We start from the raw sequence: 15,335 nt of genomic DNA, 5'->3' as shown, positions 1-15,335 counted from the left end.
CAGGGCAGATCCGGGGTCTGCCCTACTTCTATGCCTTTCCAGGAGGGTCTCTCATGGCCATGTTCCAACCCGGTCACCTGCACATGGAGCGCCATGCGCTGAACAAGGATGATTTCAGCTACAACCTCTGCATCGACTACGAAATTGCCCAGGATCTCCAGGAAGGCACGGGCATGTCATTCCGGTTGCACGGCACGGTCGAGGACAAAAGCGTGGACGAGACCTTTTTTCTGCCGAAGGACCTGGCCTTCGACTTTGCCCGGTACGCCACAAACATCGCGCAGAAGTACGGCCTGCCGAAGAGCGCCAGCATCGGCTCGATGCACACGTATTACGACGACATGTTCGAGGACGTGCGTAAGCAACTGGATGTGAAACCGGGCGATCCAGTGAGGCCCGAGCACCTGACCTAATCCACCTGGCAGCCCCATTACCCTGTGGGAGCGAGCCTGCTCGCGATAGCGGCCTGCCTGTCGACATCGATGTGACGGCTGTATGGCCATCGCGAGCAGGCTCGCTCTCACAGGGGGACATCAGTGCCCTGAATGCCAGGGTAATTGCACCCTCCACCCCACTGGCAACTCCCCCGGCTGACCTATGCTGAAAACAGTACCCCAGGGTATTCGTTCAGAGGTCATCGCCATGAACATCAGAACAAAAAGACGCCTCGCCATTTTCGTGACCTGCGCCGCCACGCTTGCGCTGTACGGCACAGCGGCCTACCGGGTCGAGCAGGCCAGGCAACTGCCTCGTGACTACGCCAGTTGCAACTTCGAACGCTGCATCCCGCACAACGCGACCCTGAACGCCTTGCGCTGAGGCGTGCTCAGTCGTCCGGCTGATCGGTCTTGAGCCGGTCCCGGAAGGCCTTGGGCGAGATGCCGACGCGACGGCGGAACAGGCGGGTGAAGTTGGTCGGGTCGGAGAACCCGAGCACCTCGGAAATCTCGTAGATGGTCATGCCGGTGTAGGTCAGCATCCGCTTGGCCTCGAGCAACTGACGCTCATGCATGATCTGCAACGCCGGCTGCCCCGCCAGCTCGCGGCAGGTGCCGTTGAGGTGCGACACGGAAATGCCCAGGCGATGGGCCAGGTCTTCCACCTTGACGTGCTGCCGATAGGTTTCCTCCACCAATTGAATGAACCCATTGAGGTATTCACGAGCCCGCTGCGGGCGCTGGCTCTGGGTACGTCGCTGCATGACCTGGCGACTGACCCAGACCATGATCACGTTGACCAGCGCATGCATGAGCATTTCCCGGGCCGGTTGATGCCCCATGTACTCGCTCTGCAAAGCGCTGAACAGGCTGTTGAGGTAGTCGGCGTTGTCACCGGCCGGGTAACTCTCGGCCTGAGCCAGAATGTTTACCGAATGGCCCAACTGCCCTTGCAGGTGGGTCACCAGCGGCGCCGCCAGGGTCACCACGTAACCCTCCACGTCTTCGGAAAAGCGAAAGCCGTGGACCGACAGCGGCGGCAGGATCTGCACCGCCGGCTCGTCGAGCCGGGTACGCTGGCCTTCGATTTCCAGCTCCGCCTGGCCCTTGAAAACGAACAGCAACTGACAGAGGTCGGCATGCCGATGGGGTTTGATTTCCCACTGATGCTCGCGACTGCGCTTGGAGATGGTTTCACAGTGCAGTAAATCCGGCGTCGGCCAATCCTGGCTTTCGCCGTAGAGCTTGAACACCGGAATCGAAGGCAGCTCAGTTTTTTTCATAACGAGGATCGGCCTCGGGTAGCGGGCGATAATCGCACCGATTGGCAGAAAGTACAGGTATCGGCTCAGTTTTCCCCTTCAATTGACAGGCCCGCAAGGAAAAAATGCAAGGACTCGGTTCATAACCATCCACACCGGCCCTGGTCGCGTGCTTCATGCGAGTCATAACAACAATGAAAACCCTCAAGACCCAAGTCGCCATTATCGGCGCCGGCCCCTCTGGATTGCTGCTCGGCCAGCTATTGCACAATGCCGGAATTGACACCCTGATCCTCGAACGCCAGGCCCCGGACTATGTCCTGGGTCGCATCCGCGCCGGTGTGCTGGAGCAAGGCATGGCCGAACTGTTGCGCCGGGCCGGCGTCGGCCAGCGCATGGATGCCGAAGGGCTGGAGCATGACGGTTTCGAACTGGTCCTCAATGGCCGTCGGGTGCACATTGATCTCAAAGGGTTGACCAGCGGTAAAAACGTGATGGTCTACGGCCAGACCGAAGTGACCCGCGACCTGATGGCCGCCCGCGAAAAGGCCGGTGCCCGGACGCTTTATCAGGTCGACAAGGCCCAGCCCCACGGCATGCAGACCGACCAGCCTTTCGTGACATTCGAGCACCAGGGTGAAACCTGGCGCCTGGAGTGCGACTACATTGCCGGGTGCGACGGCTTCCATGGCGTGGCGCGGCAATCCATTCCAGCGGAAAAACTGAAGGTCTTCGAGCGGGTCTACCCCTTCGGCTGGCTTGGCATCCTGGCCGATACCCCGCCGGTCAACGAGGAACTGGTCTACGCCCGCCACGAGCGTGGATTTGCCTTGTGCAGCATGCGCTCCAAGACCCGCACCCGTTACTACCTGCAAGTGCCCGCCGAAGAACAAGTCGCCGACTGGCCGGACGAGCGCTTCTGGACCGAACTCAAGACCCGCCTGCCCGCCGATCTGGCCGAAGCCCTGGTGACCGGCCCGTCCATCGAAAAGAGCATCGCGCCGCTGCGCAGCTTCGTGGTCGAGCCGATGCAGTACGGCCGCATGTTCCTGGTGGGCGACGCTGCGCACATCGTCCCGCCGACCGGTGCCAAGGGCCTGAACCTGGCGGCCAGCGATGTCAGCACGCTGTTCGACATCCTGCTCAAGGTCTATCGCGAAGGCCGGGTGGACCTGCTGCAACAGTATTCGGCCATCTGCCTGCGACGGGTCTGGAAAGCCGAGCGCTTCTCCTGGTGGATGACATCGATGCTGCACCGCTTCGACGACGACGCCTTCAACCAGCGCATCAGCGAAGCCGAGCTGGAGTATTTCGTCGACTCCGAAGCCGGACGGAAAACCATCGCGGAAAATTATGTCGGACTTCCTTACGAGGCTATCGAATAGCCGGCTACCGACTTACACTGCGGGCTCCGTCTCCACTCGCCTCTTTGGCGTGATGCCCGCAGGTTCGACCGTGACTCAGCTCAATACGCCCAACATCCAGCAGCCCGCCATCCGCAGCGTACTGGTGGCCCTGATGCTGGCGATTTTCCTCGGTGCGCTGGACCAAACCATCGTCGCCGTCTCGATGCCGGCCATCTCCGCCCAATTCAAGGACCTCAGCCTGTTGGCCTGGGTCATTTCCGGCTACATGGTCGCCATGACCGTGGCGGTGCCAATCTACGGCAAGCTGGGCGATCTCTACGGTCGCCGACCGCTGATGCTGTTCGGCATGGGGCTGTTCACCCTGGCCTCGCTGTTCTGTGGCCTGGCGCAAAACATGGAACAGCTGGTGCTGGCACGAATCATCCAAGGCATCGGCGCCGGCGGGATGATCTCCGTGAGCCAGGCGATCATCGGTGACATCGTGCCGCCCCGCGAGCGTGGCCGCTATCAGGGTTACTTCAGCAGCATGTATGCCGTGGCCAGCGTGGCCGGACCGGTACTGGGCGGCTACATGACCGAGTACCTGTCGTGGCGCTGGGTGTTCTGGATCAACCTGCCGCTGGGTTTGGGTGCCTGGCTGATTGCCCGCCGCACCCTGGTCGGGCTTTCGGTGCCGCACCGCACGCCGATCATCGACTACCTGGGCACGGTGTTGCTGATCATCGGCCTGAGCGCCTTGCTGCTGGGTATTACCCAGGTCGGCCAGGGACAGGCCTGGCACAGCCGTAGCGTACTGGGGCTGCTGGGGTGCGCCGTGGTGACGCTGGGCATATTCGTCTGGCACGAACGCCGCGCCCGGGAGCCTTTGCTACCGATGCACCTGTTCGTCAACCGCAGCGCGGTGTTGTGTTGGTGCACGGTATTTTTCACCAGCTTCCAGGCGATTTCCCTGACGGTACTGGTGCCATTGCGCTTCCAGAGCGTGACCGGTGCCGGCGCCGACAGCGCGGCGTTGCACCTGCTGCCGCTGGCGATGGGTTTGCCCATCGGTGCGTATTTCGCCGGACGTCGCACCTCGATCACCGGCCGCTACAAACCGATGATCCTCAGCGGTGCCCTGCTCTTTCCTTTCGCCATCCTCGGCATGGCCTGCACGGCGCCCGACGCGTTCTGGCTCAGCAGCCTGTTCATGCTGCTGGGCGGGATCGCCTCCGGCATGCAGTTCCCCACCTCACTGGTGGGTTCGCAGAACTCGGTGCAACAACGGGATATCGGCGTCGCCACCAGTACCACCAACCTGTTCCGCTCCCTCGGCGGTGCGGTGGGTGTGGCACTGATGTCGGCGTTGCTGCTGGCTTTGCTGCAGGATTCAGGTTTCGCTCAGTTCGCCGGTTCGTCGCTGATCAGCGAAGGCCATTCCGGCAATGCCCTGCTAGACGGCTTGAACGCCGCTCCGGGCGAAGCCCGGGACGCCCTGCGCCTGGAGTTGCAGACGACGTTCCGCCATCTGCTGATGATCAGCGCGGCGGTGTCGCTGCTGGGGTTGGCGGCGGCACTGGCAATGCCGAACCGACTGTTGCGGGGGCGGGAGGAACTGGTTCGGTAAACAAAATCCCCCTACCATGCAAAACCTGTGGCGAGGGGATTCATCCCCGCTGGGCTGCGAAGCAGCCCCAAAAGCTGAGATCATAATCTGCCAGTAAGGAAGGAATTGTTTTAAGAGGGACTGCTTTGCAGTCCAGCGGGGATGAATCCCCTCGCCACAAAAGCCTCACATTGTCCTATCACCTCAAGCCGTCGCCACCACAATCCCCGGCTCCACCTGCGCGCTCATGCCATCCTTCATCCGCTTGGCATCGCTGGCGAAACAGCGCGATGCCAGGAACAGGAACACCATGGTCAAGAACAGCGCCACAGGGATCAGGTACATCGCGTCGTGCAAACCGATGGCCTTGAACGCTTCGGTCATCTGCGGGGCGCCGGCCGCCGCCATGGCTGCGCGGGCAAAGTAGTCCGACAGGCCGCCGACCACCACCGGCCCCAGGCCGCCGCCGAGCAGGTACAACCCGGCAAAGAACAACGCCATCGCCGTCGCCCGCAGACGCGGCTCCACGACGTCCTGGATCGCGGTGTATACGCAGGTATAAAAGGTATAGGCGAACAGCCAACCGACGCTGAACACCGCAACGAACACGCCGATTTCAATTCGTCCGGCATGCAACGCCCAGGCCGTGGTCAGCGTGGAAATGACCAGGCTGAACGCAGCGAACAGCAAACGGCCATTGGCCACGCGCTGATGAATCTTGTCGGCGATCCAGCCGCCCAGGGTCAGCCCGAACAACCCGGTCACGCCCACCATGATCCCGGTGGCCACGGCGGCTTCGTGCAGGGGCATCAGGAAGTAACGCTGCAGCATCGGCACCAGGAACGAGTTGCAGGCATAAGTGGCGAAGTTGAAACACAGCCCCGCCAGCACCAGCCACAGGAAGGTGGGAATCGCCAGCACCCGACGGATCGGCCGATCGATTTTTTCCTGGGACACCGGCACGGTTTCCGCCGCACCGCGCTTGGGTTCCTTGATAAAGAACATGAAGACCGCCAGCACCAGCCCCGGCACCGCTGCGATAAAGAACGGCGCGCGCCAGCTGTCGAAAGCCTTGACCATCGCTCCGATGGTAAAGAACGCCAGCAGCAACCCGATCGGCAGGCCCAGCATGAAGATCCCCATGGCCCGCGCCCGACGATGGGCCGGGAACAGATCGCCGATCAGCGAGTTGGCCGCCGGCGCGTAGCTGGCCTCGCCGATACCGATGCCCATGCGCACCAACAGGAACGCCCAGAAACTGCCCACCAGGCCATTGATGGCCGTCAGCCCGCTCCAGGCCGCCAACCCCCAGCCCATCAATTTGCTGCGCGAACCGGTATCGGCCATGCGCCCCAGCGGCAGGCCGGCAATGGCATACACGATGGTGAACGCGGTGCCGATGATGCCGATCTGGAAGTCGCTGAGGCTCCATTCCATGCGGATCGGCTCGATGATGATTGCCGGAATGGTGCGATCGAAGAAATTGAACAGGTTGGCCAGAAACAACAGGAACAGAATGCGCCAGGCATTCACCGCTTGGGTCGAGTTCTGCATGATTCCGTCTCTTTATTGTTATGGGCGAGGCATCCGAGCCCGGAATCTGCAATCTAGACAGCAGTGCGGGGGCTGTCTCCAATCATTCGCCGCGCTGATACCCGACCATGGGGCACGACCTGCTGATTGATGCCAATCAATAAACTGTAACAATTGCCATCAATTTGCCGGCTCTCGATTAAAGATCATGTGCCGGTGGCCGATTCATCATGAAGCTTCTTTCATCCGCGATGGTTCGATGACAGCGGTCGTCCAACCCACCAGTTCAGGCTACGGCGCATAATGACCTCAAAAAAAACAGCCACTGCGGTATCCGATCTGACCTTGGGCCCGGCCGCCAACGGCCTTGAACCCCCGAAGTCATCGAGCAGCTCGCGTCCCCTGGCGACGCAGCAGTATCTGTATTTCACCGAGACCAACACCGACCGCATCCTCGATAACCTCGATGGTCTGCGCGACATCGTATTCCCGCGCCCTCCCCATCTGGTGGACGACGAAAGCGAACGTGACCAGCAGGAATTCCCGTCGGTGTGCCTGATCGGCCTGGGACGTTGCGGCTCCAACATCGCCCTGGATGTGGCAGAGCTGGTCTACAACGCCCGCAAGTTCTACCTCAACGAATTCAACAACGAAGACAAGGCCTACAGCGACAAGGCCTACCGTCCTGCGCAATGGATCCGCAACAACCTGCGCCTGGGCACCGGCAAGGCGACCAAACCGGTGTTCCTGGTGGAACCACTGGTGATGCTCGGCGACCTGGACAAGGACATCGCCGGGCGTATCCGATTCTCACGCAAGGGCGAAAAAACCGGCTTCCTGCGCGACTACAGCAAGATGAAGATCATGGACCTGTCGGAAGTCCATGCCGGTGGCGCCGGTAACGCGCCGATCCTGGGCCAGTACCTGGCCAAGATCATCCTGAACAAGGACACCCAGCGCTTCTCCAGCCCCGACTGGAAGATGATCCACTCGTACCTGATCGACAGCTGCGGCATCAAGGCCAACCAGTCGCGCCTGTACTTCTCGATCTTCAGCGCCGGCGGCGGTACCGGTTCGGGCATGGCCTCGGAGTTCGGCCTGGCCCAGCAGCACTCGTACATGAACAAGACGTTCGACACCAAGCCGATGGACGAGCACGACGGCAAAAGTGGTCACTCTTTTGTCTTCGAACCGATCTTCACCAGCGGCATCTGCGTGCTGCCGAACATTTCCGATCACCGCAGCGAAATGTCCGAAGCCCTGCACATCAACGCCGGACGCCTGTTGTGCAAGTACCTGTCGGAAGAATGGGATTTCTCGTACAACTTTGCCAATGAAGACAGCAGCGAAGCCAGCGTCATGGGCCGTATCCGCCCCTGGAACGCGATGATGCTGATCTCCAACGACATCATGCGCTACGCCGAAGAGAACGATGACGGCAACATCCAGAACATCGACGTCAATGCCATGGAGAAGCACGCCAACCAGTACATCTCCCAGCAGATCTTCAACATCCTGACGGCCCAGGCGGTCACCACCGATTACGACCAGAACTATTTCCGTCGTGCCGGCATCGACATCGGCGAAACTATCCGCCTGGACGCCAACGACCTGTTCATGAGCCTGGCCGGTCCCGTGGCGATTGCCTACGCCGAGTCCGTCGTCCCGGAAACCCCGGCGCCGAGCGGCGACAAGTTCAAGGTGTTCGACAAAGAACCGCCACGCCTGAACATCGACGATCTGTTCTTCCGCTCTATCGACCTGCCGCACTTCAACAAAGTGACCCAGGCCATCGAAGGCATCAGCCTGTTGCCGATCGAATCCAAGCGCTACCGGGCCTCGCTGGAGCAGTACAAGAATTCCGGCTACGACGCCGCCGCCCTGCACGACCTGCACTTCTTCAAGAACTGCTCCTCGGTGGTGTCCATCGTGTCGCTGCCCAAGGACTACAAACTGTCCTACATGGACCTGAACCGGCTCAAGACCCACCTCAACAGCCTGTTCCCCAACACCACCCTCAAGCGTTACGCCCTGGTGATCGGCGCGTCGGCCAACCTCTCGCTGACCACCCTGATCGCCAAGAGTCCGTGCCTGTCGGATGACTTCCTGACCCTGATCGTGGCCTTCATCAAGCGCTGCTTCGCTCGCAATCCATATCGCTTCGACGACACCCTGGACAACTCGATCCTGGACTTCATCATCAATGAAGACTTCGATGAGGACCGGATCGACGATCTGCTCAACGAATTCGAGAACCCGGCGAAGATCCTCGACACCAACTGGTACGCGATCAAGCCGATGTACGAGAAGAAGTACCGCGAGCTGATCAACGACAAGGACAAGTTCGTCTCGATCAACGACATCCGCCTGTCCCGTGATTGTGTGAAGAAGGCCATCAAGTACCTGCGCGAGATCTACCGTCATCGCATCGGCAAGACCAAGGTCATTTCGCTCAATAACCATACTGGCAAGACTTACTGAGGCTGTTGCAAGACCGCGACGCCCCTTTCGCGAGCAGGCTCGCTCCCACATTGAACCGCGATCTTCCAGGAAGAATGCAGTCCTTTGTGGGAGCGAGCCTGCTCGCGATAGCGGTCTAAACAACACCACGGAACAACATCCAGAAACAATTGAGCAGCCCGAAGGCTGCCCCATGAACTGTTCCCGTTACGTATACGTCACCCTGCCCTGTGGCGTTTCACCACGGCAGGGTGCCATCACGCTACTCAGCTACACACTTTTATCCGATCAAAACACGAACCAATTTGGTGCATCGATCAATTCGACGCCCTTTCCTGGATCATAATCCAGGGCGAAACCACCACCGCCCAGAGCAACGGATCGCGCTCCAGAAAATCCAGCGCCCGCGTTTCAGACAGCTTGGCGAGTTGCCCGGCGGCCAGCCAGGCGGCGACTTTATCGCCTTCGTCCTGAGCGACAGCCTCGGCGGCGGCGATCAAATCCAGTGCTGGCTCGACCCATAACAGGGCACCCTTGGCAAAGAACGGCTCCAGCTCTTTCCAAGTAATGGATGCAGTTTCTCCAAGCAGTTTGGCATAGAGGGTGCTAGGTTCTTGATTCATGGGACTGTCCGGAAAAGAAATCGGCGCGAATGATAACGTCGGTGGTCTGGCAGAAAAACCCGGTAGCAATTGGAGTACGATTGAAAAGCACAGCAAAGCCAGGGACTGCCGATTTGTCCGGACATTACCTGCCGCTATTCTGTCTTTTTCTTTCAATAAAGCGACACCCTCTGATTTTGCCCCCAAGCGCCAGCTTCCCTTGCCAACAACCGGCGCTCTACACTGTACCGGTACAGTTGCCGGGGGCATTTTCCGAGGGGATATCCAAGATATCTGACCCGGTTCTGCTGCTACGGCGCCAGGACTATAAAAACTACAACAGCATGAGTGGAGCACTATGACTAAGGCTACTAAGCAGATTTCCAAACTGTTTGCCGCTATGGTTCTGGCCGGGGTTGCCAGCCATTCGTTCGCCGCCGACACCATCAAGATCGGCATCGCTGGTCCCAAGACCGGTCCGGTGACCCAGTACGGCGACATGCAATTCGTCGGCGCCAAACAAGCCATCAAGGACATCAACGCCAAGGGCGGCGTCGACGGCAAAATGCTCGAAGCCAAGGAATACGATGATGCCTGCGACCCTAAACAGGCCGTAGCCGTGGCGAACAAAGTGGTCAACGATGGCGTCAAGTTCGTCGTCGGCCACCTGTGCTCCAGCTCCACCCAACCGGCTTCGGACATCTACGAAGACGAAGGCGTGATCATGATCACCCCAGCGGCCACCAGCCCGGAAATCACCGCCCGTGGCTACAAGCTGGTCTTCCGCACCATCGGCCTGGACAGCGCCCAGGGCCCTGCCGCCGGCAACTACATCGCCGATCACGTCAAGCCGAAAGTCGTTGCGGTCCTGCACGACAAACAGCAGTACGGTGAAGGTATCGCCACCGCCGTCAAGCAGACCCTTGAGAAGAAAGGCGTGAAAGTCGCCGTATTCGAAGGCCTGAACGCCGGTGACAAGGACTTCTCCTCGATCATCCAGAAGCTCAAGCAGAACAACGTCGACTTCGTCTACTACGGTGGCTACCACCCTGAGCTGGGCCTGATCCTGCGTCAATCCAAGGAAAAAGGCCTGAACGCCAAGTTCATGGGGCCTGAAGGTGTCGGCAACGACTCCATCTCGCAAATTGCCCAGGACGCTTCCGAAGGCCTGCTGGTGACCCTGCCGAAATCCTTCGACGCCGATCCTGAGAACCAGGCAATCGTTGCGGCCATCAAGGCCGACGGCAAGGATCCGAGTGGTCCGTTCGTGTTCCCGGCCTACTCCGCCGTCGAGCTGATCGCCGAAGGTATCAAGGCCGCCAAGAGCGACGACACCACCAAGGTCGCTGAAGCCCTCCACAAAGGCAGCTTCAAGACCCCGACCGGCGAACTGTCGTTCAACGAGAAGGGCGACCTGAAAGACTTCAAATTCGTGGTCTACCAGTGGCACTTCGGCAAACCGAAAACCGAAGTTTCCCCTCAGTAAGCCCGGCCTAGTGTCCTGTTTCACAAATACGTTCTTTTTTTTTGTGATACAGGACACTCACGGTCAACGAGCCCACTGTGCAAGCAGTGGGCTTTGTTTTACGAGGTTTATGGGCCAGACACCCGCGATCCGGGCGCTGGTTCACCTGAAAATCTTAAAACCGTCACCAGCGGTTCGCTGGCAAACGCTCCGTGCAAATGTGACAACAGAACACAGCACAGGGCCGGAACATGACTCCACCAGTGAAATGCGTATCGGGTTTTTAGGAGCGCTGTAATGCCTGAGATCTATCACTTTTTCCAACAGCTGGTTAATGGCCTGACCATTGGCAGCACCTATGCCTTGATAGCCATTGGCTACACAATGGTTTACGGCATCATTGGAATGATTAACTTCGCCCATGGCGAGGTGTACATGATCGGTTCCTACGTGGCTTTCATTGCCCTTGCCGGGCTGGCCATGCTGGGTATCCACTCACTGCCGTTGTTGATGACCGCCGCCTTCCTGGCGTCGATCGTCGTGACCAGTGCCTATGGCTACAGTATCGAACGCGTTGCCTATCGCCCCTTGCGCAGCAGCAACCGTCTGATTCCACTGATTTCCGCCATCGGCATGTCGATTTTCCTGCAGAACACTGTACTGCTGTCCCAGGACTCCAAGGACAAGTCCATCCCCAACCTGATCCCTGGGAGTTTCTCCTTCGGCCCGGGCGGTGCTGAAGAAGTCCTGATTTCCTACATGCAGATCCTGGTCTTTGTCGTGACCCTGATCGCCATGCTCGGCCTGACCCTGTTCATCTCCCGTTCCCGCCTGGGGCGCGCCTGTCGCGCCTGTGCCGAGGACATCAAGATGGCCAACCTGCTGGGCATCAACACCAACAACATCATCGCCCTGACCTTCGTCATCGGTGCCGCGCTGGCGGCCGTCGCTGCCGTGCTGTTGAGCATGCAGTACGGCGTGATCAACCCGAACGCCGGTTTCCTGGTCGGCCTGAAGGCCTTTACCGCGGCGGTGCTGGGTGGCATCGGCAGTATTCCGGGGGCGATGCTCGGCGGGCTGGTGCTGGGGGTGGCCGAAGCATTCGGCGCCGATATCTTCGGTGACCAGTACAAGGACGTGGTTGCGTTCGGTCTCCTGGTCCTGGTTCTGTTGTTCCGGCCGACCGGCATCCTGGGCCGCCCGGAGGTTGAGAAAGTATGAGCAAATATCTTAAACAGGCGCTGTTCAGCGCCCTGCTGGTCTGGGCCGTGGCCTTTCCGGTGCTCGGCCTCAAGCTGAGCATCGTCGGCGTCAACCTGGAAGTGCACGGCACCGGTCCGCTGACCCTGAGCGTGATTGCGCTGTGCTCGGTGCTGATGTTCCTGCGGGTGCTGTTCAGCCAGCAGGTCGGTGCCGCGCTGCGTTCCAACCGTGGCCCGCTGGTTTCGCCCAAGGTCAGCCAGTTCCTGACCCTGCCACGCACCCAGCGCCGGATCATCATCGGCCTGATCGTGGTGGCGTTGGTCTGGCCGTTCTTCGGCTCCCGTGGGGCGGTGGATATCGCCACCCTGATCCTGATCTACGTGTTACTGGGCCTGGGCCTGAACATCGTGGTCGGCCTGGCCGGCCTGCTCGATCTGGGTTATGTGGGATTCTACGCAGTGGGCGCTTACAGCTACGCGCTGCTGTCCCACTACTTCGGCCTGAGCTTCTGGATCTGCCTGCCGATCGCCGGGATGATGGCGGCCACGTTCGGCTTCCTGCTGGGTTTCCCGGTGCTGCGTCTGCGTGGCGACTACCTGGCCATCGTGACCCTGGGCTTCGGTGAAATCATCCGTTTGTTCCTGCGTAACCTCACCGGCCTCACCGGTGGCCCCAACGGCATCAGCAACATCCCCAAGCCGACCTTCTTCGGGCTGAGCTTCGAACGTTCCGCGGCCGAGGGCATGCAGACCTTCCACGAGTTCTTCGGGCTGACCTACAACCCGGTGAGCAAAGTGGTGTTCCTCTACCTGGTCGCGCTGTTGCTGGCCCTGGCCGCGTTGTTCGTCATCAACCGCCTGCTGCGCATGCCCATCGGCCGTGCGTGGGAAGCGCTGCGCGAAGACGAAATCGCCTGCCGTGCCCTGGGTCTCAACCCGACCGTGATCAAGCTGTCGGCCTTCACCCTCGGTGCCGCATTCGCCGGTTTCGCCGGTAGCTTCTTCGCCGCCCGCCAGGGTCTGGTGACGCCTGAATCCTTCACCTTCATCGAGTCGGCGATCATCCTCGCCATCGTGGTGCTGGGCGGGATGGGCTCGCAGTTGGGTGTGATCCTGGCCGCCATCGTGATGATCCTGCTACCCGAAATGATGCGTGAATTCAGTGAATACCGCATGTTGATGTTCGGCGCCTTGATGGTGCTGATGATGATCTGGCGTCCTCAAGGTCTGCTGCCTATGCAACGCCCCCACATGGAGCTGCGCAAATGAGCCGCGAGATCCTCAAGGTTGAAAACCTAAGCATGCGCTTCGGCGGCCTGCTGGCGGTCAATGGCGTGGCCCTGACCGTGAAAGAGAAACAGGTGGTTGCCTTGATCGGGCCAAACGGCGCGGGCAAGACCACGGTGTTCAACTGCCTGACCGGTTTCTACCAGCCAACCGGCGGCAGCATCCTGCTGGACGGCGAGCCGATCCAGGGCCTGCCGGGGCACAAGATTGCCCTCAAGGGCGTGGTGCGTACGTTCCAGAACGTGCGGTTGTTCAAGGACATGACGGCCATCGAGAACCTCTTGATTGCCCAACATCGCCACCTGAACACCAACTTCTTCGCCGGCCTGTTCAAGACCCCGTCGTTCCGCAAGAGCGAACGCGAAGCGATGGAGTACGCCGAGTACTGGCTGGAAAAGGTCAATCTCAAGGAGTTCGCCAACCGTACCGCTGGCACCCTGGCCTATGGTCAGCAGCGGCGCCTGGAAATCGCCCGTTGCATGATGACCCGTCCGCGGATCCTCATGCTCGACGAACCGGCCGCCGGCCTGAACCCGAGGGAAACCGAAGACCTGAAAGCCCTGATCGGCGTGCTCCGCGAGGAACACAACGTCACGGTGCTGCTGATCGAACACGACATGAAACTGGTCATGAGCATTTCCGACCACATCGTGGTGATCAACCAGGGCACTCCCCTGGCCAACGGCACGCCGGAACAGATCCGGGACAATCCTGAAGTGATCAAAGCCTACCTGGGGGAAGCGTAAATGCTGCAGTTCGAAAACGTTTCCACCTTCTACGGCAAGATCCAGGCCCTGCACAGCGTCAACGTGGAGGTCCGCCAGGGCGAAATCGTGACGCTGATCGGCGCCAACGGTGCCGGCAAATCCACCCTGCTGATGACCCTCTGCGGTTCGCCCCAGGCCCACAGCGGCAGCATCCGCTACATGGGTGAGGAACTGGTGGGCCAGGACTCGTCGCGGATCATGCGCAAGAGCATCGCAGTCGTGCCGGAAGGTCGTCGGGTATTTGCCCGGCTGACTGTGGAAGAGAACCTCGCCATGGGCGGATTCTTCACCGACAAGGGCGATTATCAGGAACAGATGGACAAGGTCCTGCACCTTTTCCCACGCCTGAAAGAACGCTTCAGCCAGCGCGGCGGCACCATGTCTGGCGGCGAACAACAGATGCTCGCCATCGGCCGCGCGCTGATGAGCAAGCCCAAGTTGCTGCTGCTCGACGAGCCTTCCCTGGGCCTGGCACCGATCATCATCCAGCAGATCTTCGACATCATCGAACAGCTGCGCAAGGATGGCGTGACGGTGTTCCTGGTTGAGCAGAACGCCAACCAGGCCCTGAAAATCGCCGACCGGGCGTATGTGTTGGAAAACGGTCGCGTGGTGATGCAGGGCACTGGTGAAGCACTGCTGACCGATCCGAAAGTGCGCGAAGCGTACCTGGGCGGTTAAGGAGTTGCGGTAAACAAGAACGGCCTTCGGGCCGTTTTTTTTTGCACCAGCTAGATGTGAACACCTTTGTGGCGAGGGGATTTATCCCCGCTGGGCTGCGAAGCAGCCCCCATCACAGCAGCCTCAATCTACCTGACTCACCGAGTTGCCTGGTTTGGGGCTGCTTTGCAGCCCAGCGGGGATAAATCCCCTCGCCACAAAGGATGGAGATGCTTCTTTTAATCCCTTTCAGTACACACATTTCGCGGTGATCAAAAATAATTCGAAACTCGCTGTAACACTTCCCCACCTCCCTTCTCTAGTTCAGCAGACCGGCGCTGAAGCCGGTTCATTTCCCTAGAAGAACTGGAGAACCATCATGTCCGCTACCACCCGTACCCTGTCCGCCTCCGCCCTGGTCCTGGCCCTCGGCTCCGCGTTGAGCATCGCTGCCGTATCGACCGTCCACGCCGCTGACGACAACATGGAAAAATGCTTTGGCGTGGCCATGAAAGGGCAAAACAACTGCGCCGCCGGCGCCGGCACCACCTGTGCTGGTACCGCCAAGATGGACTATCAGAGCAACGCCTGGAAGCTCGTCCCGAAAGGCACTTGCACGACCACCATGAGCAAGACCTCGCCTACCGGTTTCGGTCAGCTCGAAGCCTACAAAGCCAAGTCCTGATCCACCGTCTGCCTGAGTGTCGA

14 protein-coding genes are annotated in these 15,335 nt (G+C 60.0%); 11 read left to right on the top strand and 3 right to left on the bottom strand.

What is annotated here, in order from left to right; genetic code table 11:
• The first annotated feature begins 53 nt into the window (after positions 1–53).
• Positions 54–413, top strand: coding sequence for a DUF5064 family protein (locus tag PCOSP_RS06400; RefSeq protein WP_464710578.1), 360 nt, complete (start codon positions 54–56; stop codon positions 411–413).
• Between the two features lie 229 nt (positions 414–642).
• Complete coding sequence (locus PCOSP_RS06395; RefSeq protein ID WP_167355727.1) at positions 643–819, top strand: hypothetical protein; 177 nt, start codon at positions 643–645, stop codon at positions 817–819.
• 7 nt (positions 820–826) lie between these two features.
• Here the strand turns inward: PCOSP_RS06395 and PCOSP_RS06390 are convergent, their stop codons facing one another.
• Entirely contained in the window at positions 827–1,720 is an 894-nt protein-coding gene (locus tag PCOSP_RS06390; protein WP_139647547.1) for a helix-turn-helix domain-containing protein, read from the bottom strand.
• A gap of 173 nt (positions 1,721–1,893) precedes the next feature.
• Here PCOSP_RS06390 and pobA point away from each other — a divergent pair, with 173 nt between their 5' ends.
• Both pobA and PCOSP_RS06380 read left to right on the top strand, forming a co-directional pair.
• Positions 1,894–3,084: a 4-hydroxybenzoate 3-monooxygenase gene (gene pobA, locus PCOSP_RS06385; RefSeq protein ID WP_139647545.1), complete on the top strand. Its 1,191-nt coding sequence runs from the start codon at positions 1,894–1,896 to the stop codon at positions 3,082–3,084.
• A gap of 70 nt (positions 3,085–3,154) precedes the next feature.
• The gene (locus tag PCOSP_RS06380) at positions 3,155–4,672 is read left to right on the top strand and encodes an MDR family MFS transporter (RefSeq protein WP_464710576.1); all 1,518 of its coding nucleotides are present in this window, start codon (positions 3,155–3,157) and stop codon (positions 4,670–4,672) included.
• Positions 4,673–4,855: 183 nt separating this feature from the next.
• Here PCOSP_RS06380 and PCOSP_RS06375 read toward each other — a convergent pair whose 3' ends face one another.
• The gene (locus PCOSP_RS06375) at positions 4,856–6,205 is read right to left on the bottom strand and encodes a spinster family MFS transporter (RefSeq protein WP_139647541.1); all 1,350 of its coding nucleotides are present in this window, start codon (positions 6,203–6,205) and stop codon (positions 4,856–4,858) included.
• Positions 6,206–6,487: 282 nt separating this feature from the next.
• On the opposite strand from PCOSP_RS06375, the gene PCOSP_RS06370 reads away from it, so the two are divergent.
• On the top strand, positions 6,488–8,665 hold the full coding sequence (locus PCOSP_RS06370) for a hypothetical protein (RefSeq protein ID WP_139647540.1): 2,178 nt from the start codon (positions 6,488–6,490) through the stop codon (positions 8,663–8,665).
• Between the two features lie 296 nt (positions 8,666–8,961).
• On the opposite strand, the gene PCOSP_RS06365 is transcribed toward PCOSP_RS06370, so the two are convergent.
• Positions 8,962–9,267, bottom strand: coding sequence for a DUF2288 domain-containing protein (locus PCOSP_RS06365; protein ID WP_024776370.1), 306 nt, complete (start codon positions 9,265–9,267; stop codon positions 8,962–8,964).
• 337 nt (positions 9,268–9,604) lie between these two features.
• Here PCOSP_RS06365 and PCOSP_RS06360 point away from each other — a divergent pair, with 337 nt between their 5' ends.
• The 6 genes from PCOSP_RS06360 to PCOSP_RS06335 all read left to right on the top strand — a co-directional run bounded on the left by PCOSP_RS06360 (position 9,605) and on the right by PCOSP_RS06335 (position 15,312).
• On the top strand, positions 9,605–10,732 hold the full coding sequence (locus tag PCOSP_RS06360) for a branched-chain amino acid ABC transporter substrate-binding protein (RefSeq protein WP_175363965.1): 1,128 nt from the start codon (positions 9,605–9,607) through the stop codon (positions 10,730–10,732).
• A 276-nt stretch (positions 10,733–11,008) separates the two neighbouring features.
• Positions 11,009–11,932 (top strand): high-affinity branched-chain amino acid ABC transporter permease LivH, encoded by a 924-nt coding sequence (gene livH, locus PCOSP_RS06355; protein ID WP_041023133.1) that lies wholly within the window; start codon positions 11,009–11,011, stop codon positions 11,930–11,932.
• Entirely contained in the window at positions 11,929–13,182 is a 1,254-nt protein-coding gene (locus PCOSP_RS06350; RefSeq protein ID WP_139647536.1) for a high-affinity branched-chain amino acid ABC transporter permease LivM, read from the top strand. Before livH ends, PCOSP_RS06350 begins: the two co-directional genes overlap by 4 nt.
• Positions 13,179–13,946 (top strand): high-affinity branched-chain amino acid ABC transporter ATP-binding protein LivG, encoded by a 768-nt coding sequence (gene livG, locus PCOSP_RS06345; protein WP_041023135.1) that lies wholly within the window; start codon positions 13,179–13,181, stop codon positions 13,944–13,946. Before PCOSP_RS06350 ends, livG begins: the two co-directional genes overlap by 4 nt.
• Positions 13,947–14,648, top strand: coding sequence for an ABC transporter ATP-binding protein (locus PCOSP_RS06340; RefSeq protein ID WP_041023136.1), 702 nt, complete (start codon positions 13,947–13,949; stop codon positions 14,646–14,648).
• A gap of 358 nt (positions 14,649–15,006) precedes the next feature.
• On the top strand, positions 15,007–15,312 hold the full coding sequence (locus tag PCOSP_RS06335) for a BufA1 family periplasmic bufferin-type metallophore (protein ID WP_139647534.1): 306 nt from the start codon (positions 15,007–15,009) through the stop codon (positions 15,310–15,312).
• Positions 15,313–15,335 lie beyond the last annotated feature (23 nt).

The sequence above is a fragment of the Pseudomonas sp. MAFF 730105 genome (assembly GCF_055380705.1).
This window is presented reverse-complemented; position numbering and strand designations above follow the sequence as displayed.